Here is an 18,132-nt window from a genome sequence, read left to right on the forward strand (position 1 = left end):
CCCCCCGAGGAGTCCGCGATGCGACCAGTCCATTTCGCCGCCGCCCGCCGCACCCCGATCGGACGGCTCCGGGGAGCGCTCTCCAGCGTGCGGCCGGACGACCTCGCCGCGACCGCGCTGCGCGGCCTGCTCGACACGGTGCCGGCCCTCGACCCGGCCCGTGTCGACGACGTCTACTGGGGCGCCGCGAACCAGGCCGGCGAGGACAACCGCAATGTCGCCCGGATGGCGGTACTGCTCGCCGGACTCCCGGAGACCGTCCCCGGCGCCACCGTCAACCGGCTCTGCGCCTCCGGGATGGAGGCGGTCACCTCGGCGGCCCGCATGATCGCGGCCGGCGAGGCGGACATCGTCGTCGCGGGCGGCTCGGAGTCGATGAGCCGCGCCCCCTTCGTCCTTCCCCGCCCGGACGAGGCACTGCCGCGGTCCATCGAGACCCACGACACCCGGCTCGGCTGGCGGCTCACCAACCCCCGGATGCGGGACCTGCACGGCGTGCTCGCCATGGGTGAGACCGCGGAGGAGGTCGCCGAGCGCTACCGGGTCGGCCGGGCGGACCAGGACGCCTTCGCGCTCCGCAGCCACCGCAACGCCGCCGAAGCCCGCAAGGCCGGCCTTTTCGACGCCGAGATCGTGCCGGTCACCCGCCCCGACGGGGTGGCCGTCACCGAGGACGAGTCCATCCGCGAGGACACCACCGCCGACCGCCTGGCCGCGCTCCGGCCGGTCTTCCGGGACGGCGGCACCGTCACCGCAGGCAACTCCTCACCCATGAACGACGGCGCCGCCGCCCTCCTCCTGGTCAGCGAAGAGGCCCTGCACGGCCTCGGCCTGGAATCCCTCGGCCGGTACGCGGCCGGTGCGAGCGCGGGCGTCCACCCCGACGTCATGGGCATCGGCCCGGTCCCCGCCACCCAGCGCGCCCTCACCCGCCTCGGCCGGACCGCCGACACCATCGACGCGGCCGAATGCAACGAAGCCTTCGCCGCCCAGGCGCTGGCCGCCGTCCGGCTGCTCGGCATCGACCCCGCCCTCGTCAACCCCACCGGCGGCGCCATCGCCCTGGGCCACCCCCTCGGCTGCTCCGGCGCCCGCATCCTCACCACCCTGCTGCATCGGATGAACCGCACCGCAGCCCACCGCGGCCTGGCCACCATGTGCGTCGGTGCCGGCCAGGGCGCCGCCGTGCTCGTCGACCGTGACTGAGAACCCGCGCGAACCGGCCACCCCGGGAAAAGACAGGGGTTGGCCGGGGCCCGCGGGCTCTGAGAGGATCTTCGGTGCGGATACCGACACAGGCGGGGGAGTCCAGATGGCGAGTGCGTCGGACGGGGCCCGGCTGCTGGCGATCAGCGATCTGCACGTCGGCTACGAGGCGAACCGCGAGATCGTGGCGCGGATGCGGCCGGAGACGGACGGAGACTGGCTCATCGTCGCCGGCGACGTCGGCGAGCGGTTCGCGGACATCACCTGGGCGCTGACCACCCTCAAGGAGCACTTCGGCACGGTCATCTGGCTGCCCGGCAACCACGAACTGTGGACCCCGCCCGACGACCCGGTGACGCTGCGCGGAGCGGCCCGCTACGACCACCTGGTGGCAACCGCCCGCGCCCTCGGCGTGATCACCCCGGAGGACCCCTACCCGGTCTGGGAGGGCCCCCGCGGGCCGGTCGCGGTCTGCCCGCTCTTCCTGCTCTACGACTACACCTGGCGCGACGGCACCCCCGGCGCCACCACCAAGGAGGAAGCGCTCGCCCACTCCGGTGAACTCGGCGTGATCTGCACCGACGAACGGTTCCTGCACCCCGACCCGCTGCCCGGCCGGGACGACTGGTGCCGTGCCCGCGTCGCCGCCACCGAGGCCCGGCTCACCGCCCTGGACCCCGGCCTGCCGACCGTGCTCGCCAACCACTGGCCGCTGCACCGCGAGCCGACCGCCATCCTGCGCTACCCCTCCTTCGCGCTGTGGTGCGGCACCGAACAGACCGAGGACTGGCACCTCCGCTTCCGGGCCACCGAGGTCGTCTACGGCCACCTGCACATCCCGCGCGTCATCGAACGCGACGGCGTCCGCTTCACCGAGGTCTCCCTCGGCTACCCCCGCGAATGGGGCAGCCGCCCCACCGGGCCCGCCGGACCCCGGGTGATCCTCACCGGCCGCCAGGGAGCCGCCCGGTGATCGAGCACCTGGTGCCCGCCGCCGTACGCTCGCACGTCGCCTACGGCGACGAACTCGACAACGCCCCCCTCTACCCCGAGGAGACCGAGGCGGTCCTGCGGGCGGTCCCCAAACGCCGGGCCGAGTACGCCGCGGGCCGCGCCTGCGCCCGGGCCGCCCTCGCCGCGCTCGGCCACCCGCCGGGCCCCATCCCGCGCGGCAGCGACGCGGGCGCCCCGGTCTGGCCGGCCGGGGTCGTCGGCAGCATCACCCACACCGACGGCTACCGCGCCGCCGTCGTGGCCCGCAGCGCGGACATCCTCACCCTCGGCATCGACGCCGAGCCGCACGCCCCGCTGCCCGACAACGTCATCGAGATCATCCTCGCCACCCCCGAGGAGGAGGCCGCCCTGACCGGCCTCACCCGCCTGCACCCCGGCATCCACTGGGACCGGCTGCTGTTCAGCGCCAAGGAGACCGTCTACAAGGCGTGGTATCCCTTCCACCACCGCATGCTCGCCTTCAAGGAGGCCGAACTCCTCTTCACCCGCGGCCCGCAGGCACCCGGCGACACCGCACCGGCCCACGGTACGTACACCGCCCGGCTGCTCATCCCTGGCCCGCTGCTCACCGCGGAGACCGGGCCCGAGGTCTTCACCGGCCGCTGGATCGTCCGCGACGGCTACCTGGCGACCGCCATCGTCGTACCCAACGAGTAGCGGCTAACGGGGAGTCCGCCGGTCCGCACGGCGCGGTCAGGCCGATTCGCGCCGCACCAGCGTCGTCTTGAAGATCACCGACCGGGTCTCCTGCCCCGCGTCGTCGATGAGCCCCATCAGCAGCTTCGCCATCTCCGCCGCCATGTCCTCCACCGGCTGCCGCACCGTCGTCAGCAGCGGACGGGAGGCGAGCGCCGCGCTGCTGTCGTCGAAGCCCACCACCGCGACATCGTCCGGAACCCTGCGGCCCTGGTCGCGCAGGACCAGCAGAGCGCCCTGGGCCATCAGGTCGCTGGCCACGAACACGCCGTCGGTGTCGGGGTGTTCCAGCAGCAGTTGGCGCATCGCCTGCTCGCCGCCCTCCTGCGTGAAACCGCCTTCGACACTGGGCACGAAGGCATGGCCGTGCTCGGCCATCGCCTCCCGGAAACCCGCGAGCCGGTCCACCCCTGCCGGGGAGTCGTACGGGCCCGCGATGGTGGTGATCCGCCGGCAGCCGCGGGCCAGCAGATGCTCGGCGGCCAGCCGGGCGCCGGCCTGCTGGGCGATGTCGACATAGCTGATCGGGATGGGCGTCTGCGGCCGGGCGAAGAGCACGGTGGGCACACCCGCCTCGGTCAGCAGGAACGGCAGCGAGTCGCCCGGCGCTATCGACACCAGCGCCACGCCGTCGATGTGCTCCTGCCGCAGAGTGGCCGCCAGTTCGCGCCGGGCGTCCTCGGAGTCGGCGAGCATCAGCACCGGATGGACACCGCGCGGCCGCAGCACCGTGAGCAGACCGCCCAGCACCCGGCCGAAGAACGGGTCGCTGAACACCCGGCTCATGAACGGGTCCTCCGCCGCCCGGTGGTCCGGCACCGAGAAGACCAGCGCGACCGAGTCGGTGCGGCGGGTGACGAGCGTCCGGGCCGCGCGATTGGGCACATAGCCGGTGTCGGCCACCGCCTGCTGGACGATCCGCTGGATCTCCGGGTCCACATTGCGCGTCCCGTTGACCACGCGTGACACCGTGGCCCGGGAGACCCCGGCGAACCGCGCGACATCTTCCAGCGTGGGCTGGTGGGGCCGGGCAGGACGGCTGCTCGTCATGGACACATGTATACCACGGGCAGGAGAGCGCTCTCCGGATGGCTTTCGCAGATGGGGTGGGGTGCGGCGGCCCCCCACAGGCCGACCGCACCCCGTCCGCCGTGCCCGCCGCGTCTCCCGCCCCCGCAGGGGACGCGGCGGGCCCGCTCAGGCGTACACGCCGAACTCGTACAGCGAGTAGCCGTACGCCGTGCCGCGCTGCGTCATGTTCACCCGGACGTAGCGGCCCGACGCGGTGACGTCGACGGTGTCGACACCCCCGGTGCCGGCCGCCGTCGCGTACACCGTCGTCCAGTTGGTGCCGTCGGCGGAGACCTGGATCTGGTACGCCTTGCCGTACGCCGACTCCCAGCCCAACTGGACGTGTTTGACGGCGGTCACCTTGCCCAGATCCACCTGGAGCCACTGCGGATCGGCCCACTCGCTCGCCCAGCGGGTGTCCCAGCGGCCGTCGGTGGTGTTCGACGGCGGGAACGGCGCACCGTCACCTGTCTGCTGGTAAGTGGACGCGGTGGCCGGCCGGCCGAGGGCCACGTTCGTCCCGCTCACCGGCGGCGCCACCACCCGGAACGACCGGGTCTCGATACCGGCGTTGCCGTGCCCGTCGTAGGCGTACACGTACACCTTCCACACCCCGAGCGTCTTCGGCGCCGTGGCGGTGAACCGGCCGTCGCCGGTCTGCGTGAAGTCCACCTGGCGCAGACCCGTACCGCCGTCCACGTACTTGGAGGAGTACATCAGCTGGTAGCGGACCGGATCGCCGTCCGGATCGCTGACCGACGCCGTCACGTCGAAGGTGCCGCCGGCCGGGACCGAAGCGGTGTTGCTCAGCGTCACCGAGCCGATCACCGGCGGCGTGTCGGCCTGCGGCGTACCGCCGTAGTCCCTCGCCACCGCGTAGTACATCAGCCGCTTCCAGCCGCTGGGGCGGACGTTGAACCAGACGCCGCCGAAGTCGTCCTCCTCGCCGTAGTTGAAGAGCGTCGCGCCCAGCGCCACCCCGGTGTGCCCGGTGACGCAGTTCCACGCCGAGACATACCCGTCCCGCTTCTGTACGTCGGTCGGCTCGGCCGGCACCCCGTTGGCGTCGTCCGGCACCTCCCACTCGCCGGCCTCACCGGACTCGGTCACGATGTACGGCTTGCTGTAACCGCCGTTCACCCAGTCCTGCTTGACGCTGCACACCGCGCCGTAGGAGTTGACCGCGTACAGGTCGAGCGACGGCGTGTACTGCTTGTAGTACGGCCACGCGCCGGTCCACGCGTCCGTCGACGTCACCGGGTGGTTCGGGTCGATGGCATGGATCGCCTGCGCCACCTGCTCCACGAACTGCGCGTAGGCGATGCGCTGTTGCTCGACCGCGGCGCCGGTGTAGTGGTCCTGCGTGGTGAGAATGACCTCGTTGCCGACGTCCCACATCAGCACGCCCGGATGGTTCTTGTACGTCGTCACCCAGTTCTTGATGTCGTTGAGGGTGCTGGTCTTGTACGCGGTGTCGTTGACGTAGTCCGCGCCCTGGTTGAGCCAGAAGCCGCTGACCACCTTCATCCCGTACGCTGCGGCCGCGTCGAGCAGCGGCTTGCTGCTCGCGTCGGTGCCCCAGGTGCGCAGGGTGTTGACACCCATCGCCTTGAGATCCCGCATGTGCGCGTCGGCGGTGCCGGTGGCCGGCCCCCACGTCATCCCCTTGACCTGCCACGGCCTGCCGTCCACGGTCAGCTGCCAGTTGCCCTGGCCGCCGGTCACATGGACACTGCTCGGCGCGGTCGGCACCGGCGGATCGGTCAGCGGCGCCGGCGCGGCACCGGTGGTCTGCGAGACGGTGACGTTGTCCAGGCTGAGCACCCCGCCGGAGGAGGTGTCGGCGCCCGGCGAGGTGCAGCCGCAGACCGCGTCGGGGTACGAACCGCCGATCCGCAGGCTGAAGTCCAGGTAGAGCCCGTGGTGCACCGCCGCGTTCCAGGTGGAGACCCCGACCTGCGACTCGCTGACCTGCCACACCTGGATGCCGTCCAGATACCAGCGGATCTGTTCGTCGGAGGTGGTCCGGTCGATGATCTCGGAGTAGGTGTGGTAGCCGGTCTGGCAGCCGGTGCAGGTGGCAAGACCGCTGGTGAGGCCGTTGTACTCGGCGCAGTTGCCGCCCGGCGCGGTCCCGCAGTGCAGGGTCGCGCTCAGCTGGGAGCGGCCGTTGACATCCTCCATGATGTCGCTCTCGCCGACAGCAGGCCAGGCGCCGGGACTGCCGCGGTAGGCCGCGCCCATCGCCCGGAAGGACGGCCAGTAGCCCAGTGCCCTGGCGACGCCGGGCTGCTTGAGGGTCGCGGAGATCTGCAGCTGCCCGCCGGCCGGGGCGGCGAAGTCGCTGCGCCGGGTCTCGATCCGGCTCGACGTCCAGGACGAACCCGACTTGAGCGCGGTCAGGTTGAGGTGTCCGCCGCCGTCCAGGCCGAGGTTGGCGGGGGAGTCGGTGGCCGTCTCCACCTCGCCGGTGCCCCAGTTCGCGGCGCCGCCGGGGTAGGCGGTGCCGGTGTCGATGATCCAGTCACCGGAGGCGGGCGGCGCGCCGCTGGAGCCGTTGAAGTCGTCACTCCACACCGTGGACCAGTTGCCGGGCGGCGGGGTGCCGGTGCCGCCGGTGCCCCCTGCCGAGGTCCCGCCCGTCTGGCCGCCCGAGGTGCCGGTCCCGGCGGTGCCGTAGACCTGGAACTCCCACAGCGAGTAGCCGTAGCCGTTCACCCGCTGGGTGCCGTACAGCCGGACGTACCGGCCGGTGCCGGTGACCGTCAGGTTCTGGACGCCGCCGGTGCCGGCGGTGGTCGAGTAGACCGTCGTCCACTGTGAGGCGTCGTCGGAGACCTGGATCTGGTACGCGGTCGCGTAGTTCTCCCAGTTCAGCGTCACCTTGCTGAGCGTGGAGGTGGCGCCGAGGTCGATCCGGAGCCACTGCGGGTCGCTCCACGCGCTGGCCCAGCGGGTGGTGGTGCTCCCGTCGACCGCCGCCGAGGCCGGGTAGCCGTCGCCCTCGGTGCTGGAGGCGGTGGCGGGCCGGCCCTGCGAGAGCAGGATGTCGGCGGCGTGCGCGGAGGTCGCGGGGACGGCGAGCGCGTACGCCGCCAGGCCCAGGGCCAGCAAGGCGAGCAGCAGTACGCGAAGAGGCGGGGGGATCGAACCGAGCCGGGCGGACGCTGAGGGTGAGGCTCTCATGCCGGTCTCCTGTGGTGCGAGGGGGGAAGGAGGGGAGGGCGCGCTCCAGGGGACGGCATGAGGCTTGGGAGAGCGCTCTCTCAGTGCGCCTGATGGTTGCCCGTGCGTTTCCGGGGTGTCAAGGGATCGGACCGGAAGCGGGTGGACGGACGCCGGGCCGGAGGCGGGGGAGCGGGGCCGGTTCCGGCGGGTGCGGGGGCGGAGTGAAGGCGGGCCACCGCGGCCGGAGTTGACGTCCTTCGCCGGGCGGAACCGCTGGTCGGGGCAGAGACGGAGGGCCGGCCGCAGGCGGGGACACGGCGCCGCGCGGGCAGGGGCGCGGTGGGGAACCGGACAATCGCACGGTGTCCGCCGAGGCGGCCTGTTCGCCGGCGGGCGGCGCCCGCACACTGAATCCATGCCGGACTCCGGGGAAACGCCCCAGGACGTCTGGGAAGCGTGCGTCCGGCACAGCGACCTGGTGTTCTGGATCCATGATCAGGTGTGGTACCAGCGGGACCGCAGGATGGACGCCTACCGCAGCCTGGAGCTGGCCGTCCCCACCGCGGACGCCCTGACCAGGACACTGGTGGCATTGCGCTGGTACGCGCTCTCCAACGACGCGGCGGTCGGCGCCGGAAGGTATCTGACCGGCGACGACCTGGCCTGGGTCCCGCTGGAGGACATCAGGGCCCGCATGCGGCGGCCGGTCCACGAACTCTTCGCGGGACTTGAGGCGGTGGCGCTGGGCCCGGCCGAGGGGCACTGGGTGAATGTGCTCAGGCTGTTCAGCTACGACCAGGAGGGGCGCGGGCCGTTCTTCCTGGCGCGGATCAGCGGAGTCTTCACGACCGTGGTCCAGCGGCTCGTCGACCGGTACAGGAACCCGGGGCTCAACGTCCGTGACCTGCGGGTGTTCGCCTGGGACTACCCGCCCCGGTGAGCGGGAGGGCGGGCGGTGCGCGGGGGCGGTGCCCGCCGGTGCGGGGTTGACAGGAGGCGGCGGGGGAGCTGAAGGTACGGGGGTGCGGGAGAGCGCTCTCCCGGTGATTGTCGGCCTGCGGGCCGCCGGCTCGACCCGACGCGGCCGTCGGCGCCCGTCCCCCCTCCGCCCACCGACCACGCGGCCCCGTACCCCGAACAGCCGTCCCGGCGGCGGGCCGGGGTACCCGCCGGGCCCCGAAGGGATGACCATGCTCACCCCCGCGTCCCCTGTGCCGCCTCCGGACTCCGTACCCCAACGTCTCCTCGGCGCAATCGAGTCGGAGACGGCACCGGCCGATCTGCCGGCCGGCCCCACGGCGCTGCGCGCAGCCGGATCCGCGGCCGTACCGCCCACACCGCCCACACCGCCGACCCCGCCGGCGCCTGCGCTCCGGCCCGGGCCGGCCGCGGTGGCGGCGACCGCGCCGGACACGGCGTCACCCCTGACGTCCGGGGAACTGGACGGTCTGGTGGGCCGGCTGGGGCTGGCGGCGAAGGTGCGGCTGCTCTCCGGGGCGGCGTCGTTCCGGCTGTGCGGGGAAGCGGAGATCGGGCTGCGGGCGATCGGGGTGTCGGACGGGCCCGCCGGGGTGCGGGGGGAGCGGTGGGACGAGCGGGACACATCGCTCGCGCTGCCGTCGCCGACCGCCCTGGCGGCGAGCTGGGACGAGGAACTGGTCGGTGAACTGGGCGGGTTGCTGGCGGCAGAGGCCCGCCGCAAGGGCGTCGGCGTACTGCTCGCGCCCACGCTCAACCTGCACCGGAGCCCGGGCGCGGGGCGGCACTTCGAGTGCTACTCCGAGGACCCGCTGCTCACCGGGCGGATCGCGGTCGCGTACATCGGCGGGGTGCAGGCGGGCGGAGTCGCCGCGACCGCGAAGCACTACGTGGCGAACGACTCGGAGACCGAACGCCTCACCCTGGACGCCCGGTTGGACGAGCGCACCCTGCGGGAGCTCTATCTCGCGCCCTTCGAAGCCGCGGTACGGGCCGGGGTGTGGGCGGTGATGTCCGCCTACAACGGAGTGAACGGCGCCACCATGTCCGAGAGTCCGCTGCTGGCCGAACCGCTCAAGGGGGAGTGGGGGTTCGACGGGGTGGTGGTCTCCGACTGGGGCGCCGTCCGCTCCACCGAGGCCGCCGCGCTGGCCGCCCAGGACCTGGCCATGCCGGGACCCGAACCCCGCTGGGCGGCCCCGCTGCTCGCCGCCGTCCGGGACGGCCGGGTACCGGAGAAGGTCATCGACGAGAAGGTGCGGCGGATCCTGCTGCTGGCCGCCCGGGTCGGCGCACTCGACGGCGTACCCGCCCCGCGGACGCCCCCCGCGCCCGCCGACCCCCGGGGCCTGCTGCGGCGCGCGGTCGCCGCCGGATGCGTACTGCTGCGCAACGAGGGCCAGTTGCTGCCGCTGACCACTGACGGCCCGGCGCGTCGGCGCCGGATCGCGGTGGTCGGGCCCAACGCCGCCGCGGCCCGCTTCCAGGGCGGCGGCAGCGCGGCGGTCTTCCCCGAGGAGGTCGTCTCACCGCTGACTGGTATCGAGGAAGCGCTCCTGGGCACCGGCACCGAGGTGGTCTACGCCGAGGGCGCCGTGCTCACCACTCGCCCGACCCCCCTCCACACCGGGAACGCCCGTGACCCGCGCACCGGCGAGCCCGGCGTCCTCGTCCGCTATCTCGCCGCGGACGGGACCGAACTCCATGCCGAACACCGGCTCAGCGGCCGGATCCTGGAATCAGGCGACGCGCCCGAGGCCGCCGCGGCCGCGGCCGCCGTCGAGGTCAGTGCGCGGGTCACCACCGACCGGCCCGGCCCGTGGCGCTTCTCGGTGATCGGCCTCGGCGCGGTCGCCCTCACCGTCGACGGCCGGCCGCTGGTGGACACCTATGTCGTTCCCGAGTCCCAGGACCCCACCTATGTGCATGTCACCCCGCCCTTCCGCACCGCCTCCCACGAGGTGGGCGCCGGGCGGGAGTTGCTGCTGACCGCCACCCGCCGCTGGGAGGCCGGGCACGGACAGGCGGTGGCACTGGCGCTGGACCCGCCGAGCCGGGACGAGGACGCCCTGATCGCCGAGGCGGTCGAGGCGGCCCGCGGCGCCGACACCGCGATCGTCGTGGTCGGCACCACCGACGAGATCGAGAGCGAGGGCTTCGACCGCACCTCGCTCGCCCTCCCCGGCCGCCAGGACGACCTCGTCTCCGCCGTGACCGCCGCCAACCCCCGCACCGTGGTGATCGTCAACTCCGGCGGCCCGGTCGAACTGCCCTGGCGGGAGAGCGCTCCCGCGGTGCTGCTCTGCTGGTTTCCCGGCCAGGAAGCCGGTCACGGCCTGGCCGACGTGCTCTTCGGCCAGGCCGAGCCCGGCGGGCGCCTGCCCACCACCTGGGGAGCGCTCTCCCGCGACGCGCGGGGCCCGGACTCCCCGCACCCCGCCACCACCCCCGTCGACGGCGTGCTCCGCTACGACGAGGGCCCGTACATCGGCCACCGCGCCTGGCGGCGGGCAGGCACCGAACCGGCCTACTGGTTCGGCCACGGCCTCGGCTACACCACCTGGACCTACGAGGACTTGGAGGTCATCCGGGCCCCCGGCCCGGCCGCACCCGCTCCTGGCACACCCACCGCCCTCGCCCGCGTCACGGTCCGCAACACCGGTACCCGCCCCGGCCGGGAGGTCGTCCAGCTCTACCTCACCACCGGCCCCGACCCTTACGACGACGGCGGGCTGCGGCTGGCCGGATACGCCGCGGTCCTGGCCGACCCCGGCGCGACAGCGGTCGCCGAGGTCGTGATTGCCTCCCGCGCCTTCCAGCGCTGGTCACCGGAGCACGGGCGCTGGGAGCCGCGCCCGGGCCCGTACACGCTGCACGCCGGTCCGTCCGCCGCCCGGCAACCGCTCTCCCGGCCCCTGGCGTTCTGACCGCGCACCCGGGCGGAGCACCGCCGTCCCGGGACCGGGCGCCCCTCAGCCCTGACCGCGAGGGGCGCCCCCCGGGGATTGATCGCCGGCCGCGGCGACCCGTAGGGTCGGACGTAAAAAGCGACACATCCGATGAATCGGTTTTCCGGCACGCACCACAGCGAGGACACGCCCATGCCCATGCAACCCTGGTTCCCCGACGCGAAGCTCGGCATCTTCGTGCACTACGGGATCTACGCGGTGGACGGCGTGCCGGAGTCCTGGTCGTTCTACGACGGGCGGGTCAGCCGCGAGCAGTACATGAAGCAGCTCGCCGGATTCACCGCGGCGCGCTACGAACCGGAAGCCTGGGCCCGGCTGTTCGCCCGCGCCGGAGCACGGTACGCGGTACTGACCGCCCGTCACCACGACGGCGTCGCCCTCTGGGACACCGCGCAGCGCGGCCTGTCGGTGGCCCGCGACACCCCGGCCGGCCGCGACCTGGTCGCGGGCTACGCCGACGCCCTGCGCGCGGAGGGCCTCAAGGTCGGCCTGTACTACTCGCACTCCGACTGGTCGCACCCCGACTACCCGACCGTCCGCCACCCGCACCCGGAGACCGCCCCGGTCCCGGTGAACGACAACCGGTTCAGCGCGCCGGCGCCGGGGGCCGAGGACCCCGCCGCCTGGCGGCGCTACCTCGCCTACCGCGACGCCCAGGTGCGGGAGCTGACCACCCGCTACCGCCCCGATCTGCTCTGGTTCGACGGCGAGTGGGAGCGCAGCGAGGAGCAGTGGGGCATCGGGGAACTCGCCGACCAGATCCTCGCGGTCAACCCCGCCACGGTGCTCAACGCCCGCATGCTCAGCCGCGGCGACTACGCCACCCCCGAGCAGGGGGTGCCGATGCGGGCTCCGGACGGCCCCTGGGAGCTGTGCCTCACCATCAACGAGTCCTGGGGTTACCAGGGCGACGACCACAGCCACAAGTCCGTGGGCCAGCTGGTCCGTTACTTCGCCGAGACGATAGGCGCCGGCGGCAATCTGCTGCTGGACGTCGGCCCGCGCGAGGACGGCACCATCACCGGCGAGCAGACCGTGCGGCTCGAAGGGCTCGGCGACTGGATCGCCCGGCACGCACCCGCGGTGTACGGCACGGTGGCCGGGCTGCCGGCCGGCCACCACTACGGCCCGAGCACCCTGTCAGCCGACCGCCGCACCCTCTATCTGACCTGCTTCGACACGCCGCGCGAGACCGTTTCGGTACGGGGGCTGCGCACCGCGGTCCGGCGCGTCACGGTGGTCTCCACCGGCGTGGAACTCGCCCACCGTGTCACCGGCGGCCTGCACGAGGTGCCCGGGGTGCTGTGGATCGACGCGCCGGAACCGGCGCAGAGCGACCCGTACGCCACGGTGCTGGCCCTCGAACTCGACGGCGAACTCGACCTCTACCGCGGCACCGGTCGCGGCTGACCCGACGCCCCAGCCATCGGAGGTCTCCTCGGCCACCAGGCCCGTAGCGTTGGGAGAGCGCTCCCCGGCCGAGGGTGAAACGCCCGTGTTCTGGCACCATGTGGGCTGTACTGCGACATCGCGAAGGGGAGCCCGGTGAAGCGCGACGTGGGCCGGACGACGAGGGATCTCCGTCGTCACAACCGCGTCTCCGTGCTGTCCAAGCTCTATCTGCACGGCCCCTCAAGCCGGTTCGACCTGATGGGCGCCACCGGCCTCAGCTCCGCCACGGTCAGCAACGTCGTCACCGATCTGGTCGGGGACGGTCTGGTCGCCGAGGCCGGGCTGCTGGACTCCGACGGGGGCCGGCCGCGCACCCTGCTGGACGTACGCCCCGGCTACGCCCGGGTGGTCGGTGTGGACATCGGCGAGACCCACGTCCAGGTCGGCCTCTTCGACTGGACCCTGGACACCCTCGCCACCGCCACCTACCCGATGGACGAGGGCCACCTGGAACCGGCCGACCTGGCCGGTCTGGTGGCCACCGGCATCGAGGAGGTCGCCGCCACAGCGGACGCCGACCCGGCGGGACTGCTGGGCGTCGGCGTCGGGGTGCCCGGCACGGTGCTGCCCGACGGCCTGGTGCACGCCCCCACCCTGGGCTGGTCCGGTGTGCCGTTCGGCACCTTGCTGCGCCGGCAGGTCGCCGCGCCGCTGCACATGGACAACTGCGCCCGTACCCTCGGCCAGGCGGAGATGTGGCGCGGCGCGGGCCGCGGCGCGGAACGGGCGATCGTCGCACTCCTCGCGGTCGGTGTCGGTGCCGCGGTGGCCACCGGCTCGCCGAGCGGGGTCACCAGCACCACCAGCGAGTGGGGCCACACCGTCGTCGTGGCGGGCGGCGACCCCTGCCGGTGCGGCTCACGCGGCTGCCTGGAGGCGTATGTCGGCGCCGAGGCGATCCTGCGGCACTACGAACACATCCCCGGTGCGCCGGTGTTGCCCGCCGCCGGCACCGAGCAGCGGATCGCCGCCCTGGTCGCGGGCGCCGGCCGCCCCGGCGCCGCCGCCGACACCGTGGGGTGGGCCGCGGAGTACCTCGGGATCGGCATCGCCAACCTCGTCAACCTGCTCAGCCCGGACCGGGTGATCCTCTCCGGCTGGCTCAGCATGGCGCTCGGCCCCGCCATGCTCCCCGCCGTCCACGACGCGATGCGCCGCCACAGCCTGCACTACACGGCGGCCGCCACCCGGCTCGAACTCGGCCGTCTGGGCCAGGAAGCGGTGGCTCTCGGGGCGGCGACGCTGCCCGTGCACGAACTGCTCACCGCGGGCGCCCGCTGACCCCGGCCTGGCCTGCCGCCCCTGCCATCCGCCATCATCGAAGCGATGGGCACACGAGTGGACCTGGGGCTGGCCGCCGCGCGGACGGCCCACAGCGCGGCGCAGTGGACCGCCGACGGGCTGTGGGCCTCGTCCGCGCTGCTCGGTTCGCAGGAGCTCCCGGCGCCCGCCGATGACGAGGGAAGCGCCGAGCATCTGGTGGTGGAAGTCGCCGGGCCGGACTGGGGGGTCGGGGTCGTGGCGGACCTCAGCCCGGCCGGCCGGGTGCACCTCGGGTTCGTCTCGGAGAACGACGCGGTGTGGGAGCGCCGCCGGATCCGCTCCGTGGAGACCTGGGACGCGCTGCTCGAACGCGCGGTGGGCCGGGCGTCGCGGATGCGGCTCGAACACGGGCAGTTGGTGGCCCGCACCTGCACCACCGGCTGGCGGGACTGGGTGCACGGCAACCTGTGGGTGATGCCGGGCTGCCTGCTGCGGATGCGCAGCGGCTGGCTGGAGACCCTGGCGAACAGCTACGGCTCGGGCACGTCGGCGCGCAAGTCCGGGCACAGCGTCGGTTACGACCCCGACGCCGTGCTCGCGGCCCACCGGACCAACAAGATCATCCCGTTCCGGGACATCGCAGCGGCGGAACTGCGCCGGGGCCTGACCACCTCAAGCCTCACCGTGCGGATGGCCGACGGGACCCTGCACAAGCTGCACTGGCGGTCATCCGATCCGGCGCACCGCCTCCTGGCCGACCGGCTGCTGCCGATCCTCGGTCCCCGCCTGACGACCTGACGCGGGCCGGCGGGCGCCGCTGCCGGCCCGGCTGCTCGCAGGGCCCGGGCGGCGGCGCCGCGGTCGCGCCTGCGGTCAGCTCTCGCGCTGGTAGCGGGCGGTGATGGAGACCGTCGTCGGGCCCTTGATCATGCCGAGCTGGTTCCAGGTCATGCCGAAGTCGGCCCGGTGGACGGCGACTTCGGCCTCCAGGGTGACCGCGTTCGCGTCGGCGGCGGTGATGCGGGCGGTGAAGTTGAGCGGTCGCGTGGTGCCGCGGACCGTCAGCTCGCCTGCCACGTCGAGTTCGTCGGTGCCGACCGGGGTCACGGAGGCGGCGGTGAAGACCAGCTCCGGGTGCTCCTCGGAGTGGAAGAAGTCCGCAGAGCGCAGGTGGGTGTCCCGCTTGCCGTGGTTGGTGTCCAGCGAAGCGGTCTGGACGGTGAGGGTGCCCTGCGCGGTCCCGCCCGGCTGCACCTCGCCCGAGCCGCCGAGCGAGCCGAATTCGCCCTTGACGGTGATCAGGTTCCACACGCTCTTGCTGCGGAAGCGCACCGAGGAGTGCGCCGGGTCCAGGACCCAGTGGCCGGCTGCCGCACCGGCTGCCGGGTGGCCGGAGGTGGGGTTCGTCATGGGGGTGGTCCTTCGTTCAGGGGTTCTGGTGCGGACCGCGCCGTAGCGGCGGCACGGTCACCGGGGACATGTGATTGAGCATTCAACACGCTAACAGAGAATTAGATAGCCAGCGAGATAATAGCTCACGGTTATTCTGGTCGGCGGCGACGAAACCGTTCGCCGGCCGCTGCCGGGGCAGTGGCGGACAGCGGACCCGGGAGCGCACCCATGACGGAAACCCAAGGCCGGAGCGGTGCACCGGGCTGTCCCGGCACCGAGGAGCTCGCCATCCTCCACCAGTGGCACGGCCTGCAGACCGGCGTCCAGCGGCTCACCGACAGCCTCTTCGCCTCCGTCGAGGCGGAGAACGGCCTCGCGCCGTCCTCCTTCCAGGCGCTGATGTTCCTGATGACCGCGCCCGACCAGGCCGCCCCGATGAACCAGCTCGCCCAGGCGCTCGGCTTCTCCACCGCCGGTACGACCAAGGTGGTGGACCGGCTCGCCGACGCCGGGCTGGTGGAGCGCCGCCCGTCCTGCTCCGACCGCCGGGTCACCTACACCGCGCTCACCTCGGCCGGCTCCGAGACCGTACTGGCCGCGTCCCGCTCGCTGGCCCGGGTGGTGCGCGACCGGGTGGTGGAACCGCTGGGTGCGGAGCGCTTCGCCGAACTGACGGAGGCGATCCGCTCGCTCGACCCCGCGCCCGAAGAGTGCTGAACCGGGGCGTGCCTGCCGAGGAGTAGCGGCCAGGGAGCGCCGGCCGGTTCCGGTAGGGTCCTCGACACCGGTGGGACGGGTGTGACGTTTTCGCCGCCGTGAGCGCTGTGAGGTGTAGGGCGGCGATCCGGCCGAGCGATCCGGCGGCGCCGCGGACGACCCAGGGGAGGCACGCGGTGGACCAAGCGGCGGAACGGCCCCGGCCCGCATCCGGGGAGCGGCCCTGGCCCGCGCCCCGGCGGATCGAGGAACTCCTGCGCGGCGCGCCCGTCGTGCCCGGCGACCTCGCCGAGGCCCGGCTCGCCGAACTCGTCGCGACCCTCGCCGCCCCGGCCACGCTCGATCCGGTACGCGAACAGCGTGCGCTGTCGGCTTTCCGCCTGGCGCGGACCGTACAGGCGGCGCGGCCGCACCGCGGACCCGCGTGGCCGCTGCGTGCGCTGGCCGGCGGGGTCCTCGCGGTGTGCGCGCTCGGCGTCCTCACCCTCGCCGTGGGCGGCGTGCCCTCACCGCTGCCCACCGGCGGGGTGCACGCCGGGCCGCCGACCGGCGCCGCCGGGCGCGGCGCCACCACCGCGGGGCCCGGGCACACCGGCGAGCCCGTACCCGACGGCGGCGGCCGGTCCCGCGGGGTGCCGACGACCGCGCCGGCGGCTGGGCCGACCGCGGAGCCGACGACTGGGCCGACGACTGGGCCGATGACTGGGCCGACGGTCACCGCGTCGCCGGCTCCGGCCGCCCGCGGGCCGCGCGCACTGTGCCGGCAGTACCGTCACGCCCTGCGCCAGGGCAGGCAGCCGGGACGCCGGATCACCGACCGGCTCCGCCAGGAGGCCGGCGGCCAGGCACGCATCGCCGGTTACTGCCACCGGCTGCTGGCCCCCGGGAACGGCGCGGTCCGGCCGGGCGGCGACGGTCCGGGCGGCGACGGCTCGGACGCCAAGGGATCGGACGCCAAGGGTCCGGGCAGCCAGGACCCCGGCGGGACGAGCCCGGACGCCCAGGAGACGGCCGACCGGGCCGGGTCCGGTCCGCCGGACGGCCACCAGCATGCCGCCGGCCATGTGAAACGCCCCTGACACCGGCGGTCGGGGCGCCCCGCCTGGGAGCGCCTGGCGCCGGGCCGGGTGCCGAGGCCGACGAAGGCCCTGACGCGGTGCCGGCCGGCGGGTGATCGCTGGGCGGCGGCGCGCGGTGTCAGCCGCCGGCCTCGATCCGGCGGACCACGGTGTCCAGGGCCGCGTCCCGGGTCGGGTAGACCTCGCACACCGGCCGGCCGTCCGGCGTACGGGTGTGGTCGATCTCCCACAGGCTCAGCTCGGTGCCGTCCAGCAGCAGGAAGGCGTGCTCGTAGAGTGCCCAGTTGACCATCCGGTCCCTGATCAGGGTGCTGCGCCGGGTGAGGATGGTGATGTCGTGGGCGATGGCCGCGTGCAGCCGCCGCAGGACGTCCTCGCCCGGTGCGTTGGCGTTGGCCGCCCGGCGCAGCAGCCGGCGGGCGTGCTCGGGGGAGTCGCCCTCGGTGTACGCGTGGCGGTACGAGCCAGGGTCGGCGGCCGGGTCGAAGAGGTCGTGGAGGGTGCCGGGTTCGGCGGTGAGGTCGACCGGCGGCCCGAACGGGGCCCAGTCCACGGCCGGTTCCGGCGGCCCCGCGGCGACACCGAAGGCGGTGTCCACCTGCCACTCGGCCAGCGCCAGATCCTCCCGGTCGGTGAACACCGCGTGCTGTAAGCGCCCTTCGGGCCCGGTGTTGTGCTCCAGCTCCCACAGCAGCCGCACCTGGCCGTCCGGCAGCAGGAAGCTGTGCCGGAACGTACGGCGGTCCAGACGGCGCGGCGGCCCCTTGGCGTGCCGGCACGCCTGGAGCCCGCAGAAGTGCATCAGCGCGAACCGCACCCCGGCGAGTTCCGCTGCCGCCCGGGCGCCGTTCTCCGCCCGGGCCAGCAGGGCGGCCAGCTGCTCAGCAGGCCGGCCGCCCGACCGTACGACGTCGGCGTTCTCCGGGATCTCCGTTCTCGCCCCGCTGTCCGGGCGCTCCGTGCTGTTCTCGGCGTCCACTTCCACCGTGCGTGCGGGCTCTGGGTCCATCCGGCCCTCCCGGCTCCGACGTCACCGACCCTGCTGGCGACTCAGGGTAGTAGAACGGTTGCCGATTGCACCCGGGAACGGCGAGATTCCAGGCGCGCGCGGAGTCCGCGCGCGCCCC

General features: G+C 73.8%; 14 protein-coding genes. 10 read left to right on the forward strand and 4 right to left on the reverse strand.

Features of this window, described 5'->3' with window-relative positions; all coding sequences use genetic code 11:
• Positions 1-18 precede the first annotated feature (18 nt).
• The 3 genes from OG552_RS33625 to OG552_RS33635 all read left to right on the forward strand — a co-directional run bounded on the left by OG552_RS33625 (position 19) and on the right by OG552_RS33635 (position 2,877).
• Positions 19-1,206: an acetyl-CoA C-acyltransferase gene (locus OG552_RS33625; RefSeq protein WP_329139497.1), complete on the forward strand. Its 1,188-nt coding sequence runs from the start codon at positions 19-21 to the stop codon at positions 1,204-1,206.
• Between the two features lie 106 nt (positions 1,207-1,312).
• Entirely contained in the window at positions 1,313-2,179 is an 867-nt protein-coding gene (locus tag OG552_RS33630) for a metallophosphoesterase family protein (protein ID WP_329139499.1), read from the forward strand.
• Positions 2,176-2,877, forward strand: coding sequence for a 4'-phosphopantetheinyl transferase family protein (locus OG552_RS33635; protein ID WP_329139501.1), 702 nt, complete (start codon positions 2,176-2,178; stop codon positions 2,875-2,877). The genes OG552_RS33630 and OG552_RS33635 overlap by 4 nt, the downstream gene beginning before the upstream one ends.
• A 36-nt stretch (positions 2,878-2,913) precedes the next feature.
• Here the strand turns inward: OG552_RS33635 and OG552_RS33640 are convergent, their stop codons facing one another.
• Together OG552_RS33640 and OG552_RS33645 are read right to left on the reverse strand one after the other, a co-directional pair.
• Positions 2,914-3,966 carry a LacI family DNA-binding transcriptional regulator gene (locus OG552_RS33640; RefSeq protein WP_329139503.1) on the reverse strand — a complete coding sequence of 351 codons (1,053 nt, stop codon included), beginning with the start codon at positions 3,964-3,966 and terminating at the stop codon, positions 2,914-2,916.
• Positions 3,967-4,113: 147 nt separating this feature from the next.
• On the reverse strand, positions 4,114-7,173 hold the full coding sequence (locus OG552_RS33645; protein ID WP_329139505.1) for a discoidin domain-containing protein: 3,060 nt from the start codon (positions 7,171-7,173) through the stop codon (positions 4,114-4,116).
• Between the two features lie 397 nt (positions 7,174-7,570).
• Between OG552_RS33645 and OG552_RS33650 the strand changes: the two genes are divergently transcribed.
• From OG552_RS33650 to OG552_RS33670, 5 genes are all read left to right on the forward strand, one after another.
• Positions 7,571-8,095, forward strand: coding sequence for a hypothetical protein (locus OG552_RS33650; RefSeq protein ID WP_329139507.1), 525 nt, complete (start codon positions 7,571-7,573; stop codon positions 8,093-8,095).
• 250 nt (positions 8,096-8,345) lie between these two features.
• Positions 8,346-11,060 (forward strand): glycoside hydrolase family 3 C-terminal domain-containing protein, encoded by a 2,715-nt coding sequence (locus tag OG552_RS33655; RefSeq protein WP_329139509.1) that lies wholly within the window; start codon positions 8,346-8,348, stop codon positions 11,058-11,060.
• Positions 11,061-11,192: 132 nt separating this feature from the next.
• Entirely contained in the window at positions 11,193-12,512 is a 1,320-nt protein-coding gene (locus OG552_RS33660) for an alpha-L-fucosidase (protein ID WP_329139511.1), read from the forward strand.
• Positions 12,513-12,647: 135 nt separating this feature from the next.
• A complete protein-coding gene (locus OG552_RS33665; RefSeq protein WP_329139513.1) occupies positions 12,648-13,835 on the forward strand; it encodes an ROK family protein in 1,188 nt (395 codons plus the stop codon).
• 45 nt (positions 13,836-13,880) lie between these two features.
• On the forward strand, positions 13,881-14,615 hold the full coding sequence (locus OG552_RS33670) for a hypothetical protein (RefSeq protein ID WP_329139515.1): 735 nt from the start codon (positions 13,881-13,883) through the stop codon (positions 14,613-14,615).
• A 75-nt stretch (positions 14,616-14,690) separates the two neighbouring features.
• On the opposite strand, the gene OG552_RS33675 is transcribed toward OG552_RS33670, so the two are convergent.
• Complete coding sequence (locus tag OG552_RS33675; RefSeq protein ID WP_329139516.1) at positions 14,691-15,227, reverse strand: YceI family protein; 537 nt, start codon at positions 15,225-15,227, stop codon at positions 14,691-14,693.
• 210 nt (positions 15,228-15,437) lie between these two features.
• On the opposite strand from OG552_RS33675, the gene OG552_RS33680 reads away from it, so the two are divergent.
• Positions 15,438-15,926 (forward strand): MarR family winged helix-turn-helix transcriptional regulator, encoded by a 489-nt coding sequence (locus OG552_RS33680; protein ID WP_329139517.1) that lies wholly within the window; start codon positions 15,438-15,440, stop codon positions 15,924-15,926.
• 176 nt (positions 15,927-16,102) lie between these two features.
• Positions 16,103-17,005: a hypothetical protein gene (locus OG552_RS33685; RefSeq protein WP_329139518.1), complete on the forward strand. Its 903-nt coding sequence runs from the start codon at positions 16,103-16,105 to the stop codon at positions 17,003-17,005.
• A 118-nt stretch (positions 17,006-17,123) separates the two neighbouring features.
• Here OG552_RS33685 and OG552_RS33690 read toward each other — a convergent pair whose 3' ends face one another.
• Complete coding sequence (locus OG552_RS33690) at positions 17,124-18,014, reverse strand: DUF6227 family protein (protein ID WP_329139520.1); 891 nt, start codon at positions 18,012-18,014, stop codon at positions 17,124-17,126.
• Between the last annotated feature and the right edge of the window lie 118 nt (positions 18,015-18,132).

The organism is Streptomyces sp. NBC_01476, assembly GCF_036227265.1.
Classification (GTDB): Bacteria; Actinomycetota; Actinomycetes; order Streptomycetales; family Streptomycetaceae; genus Actinacidiphila.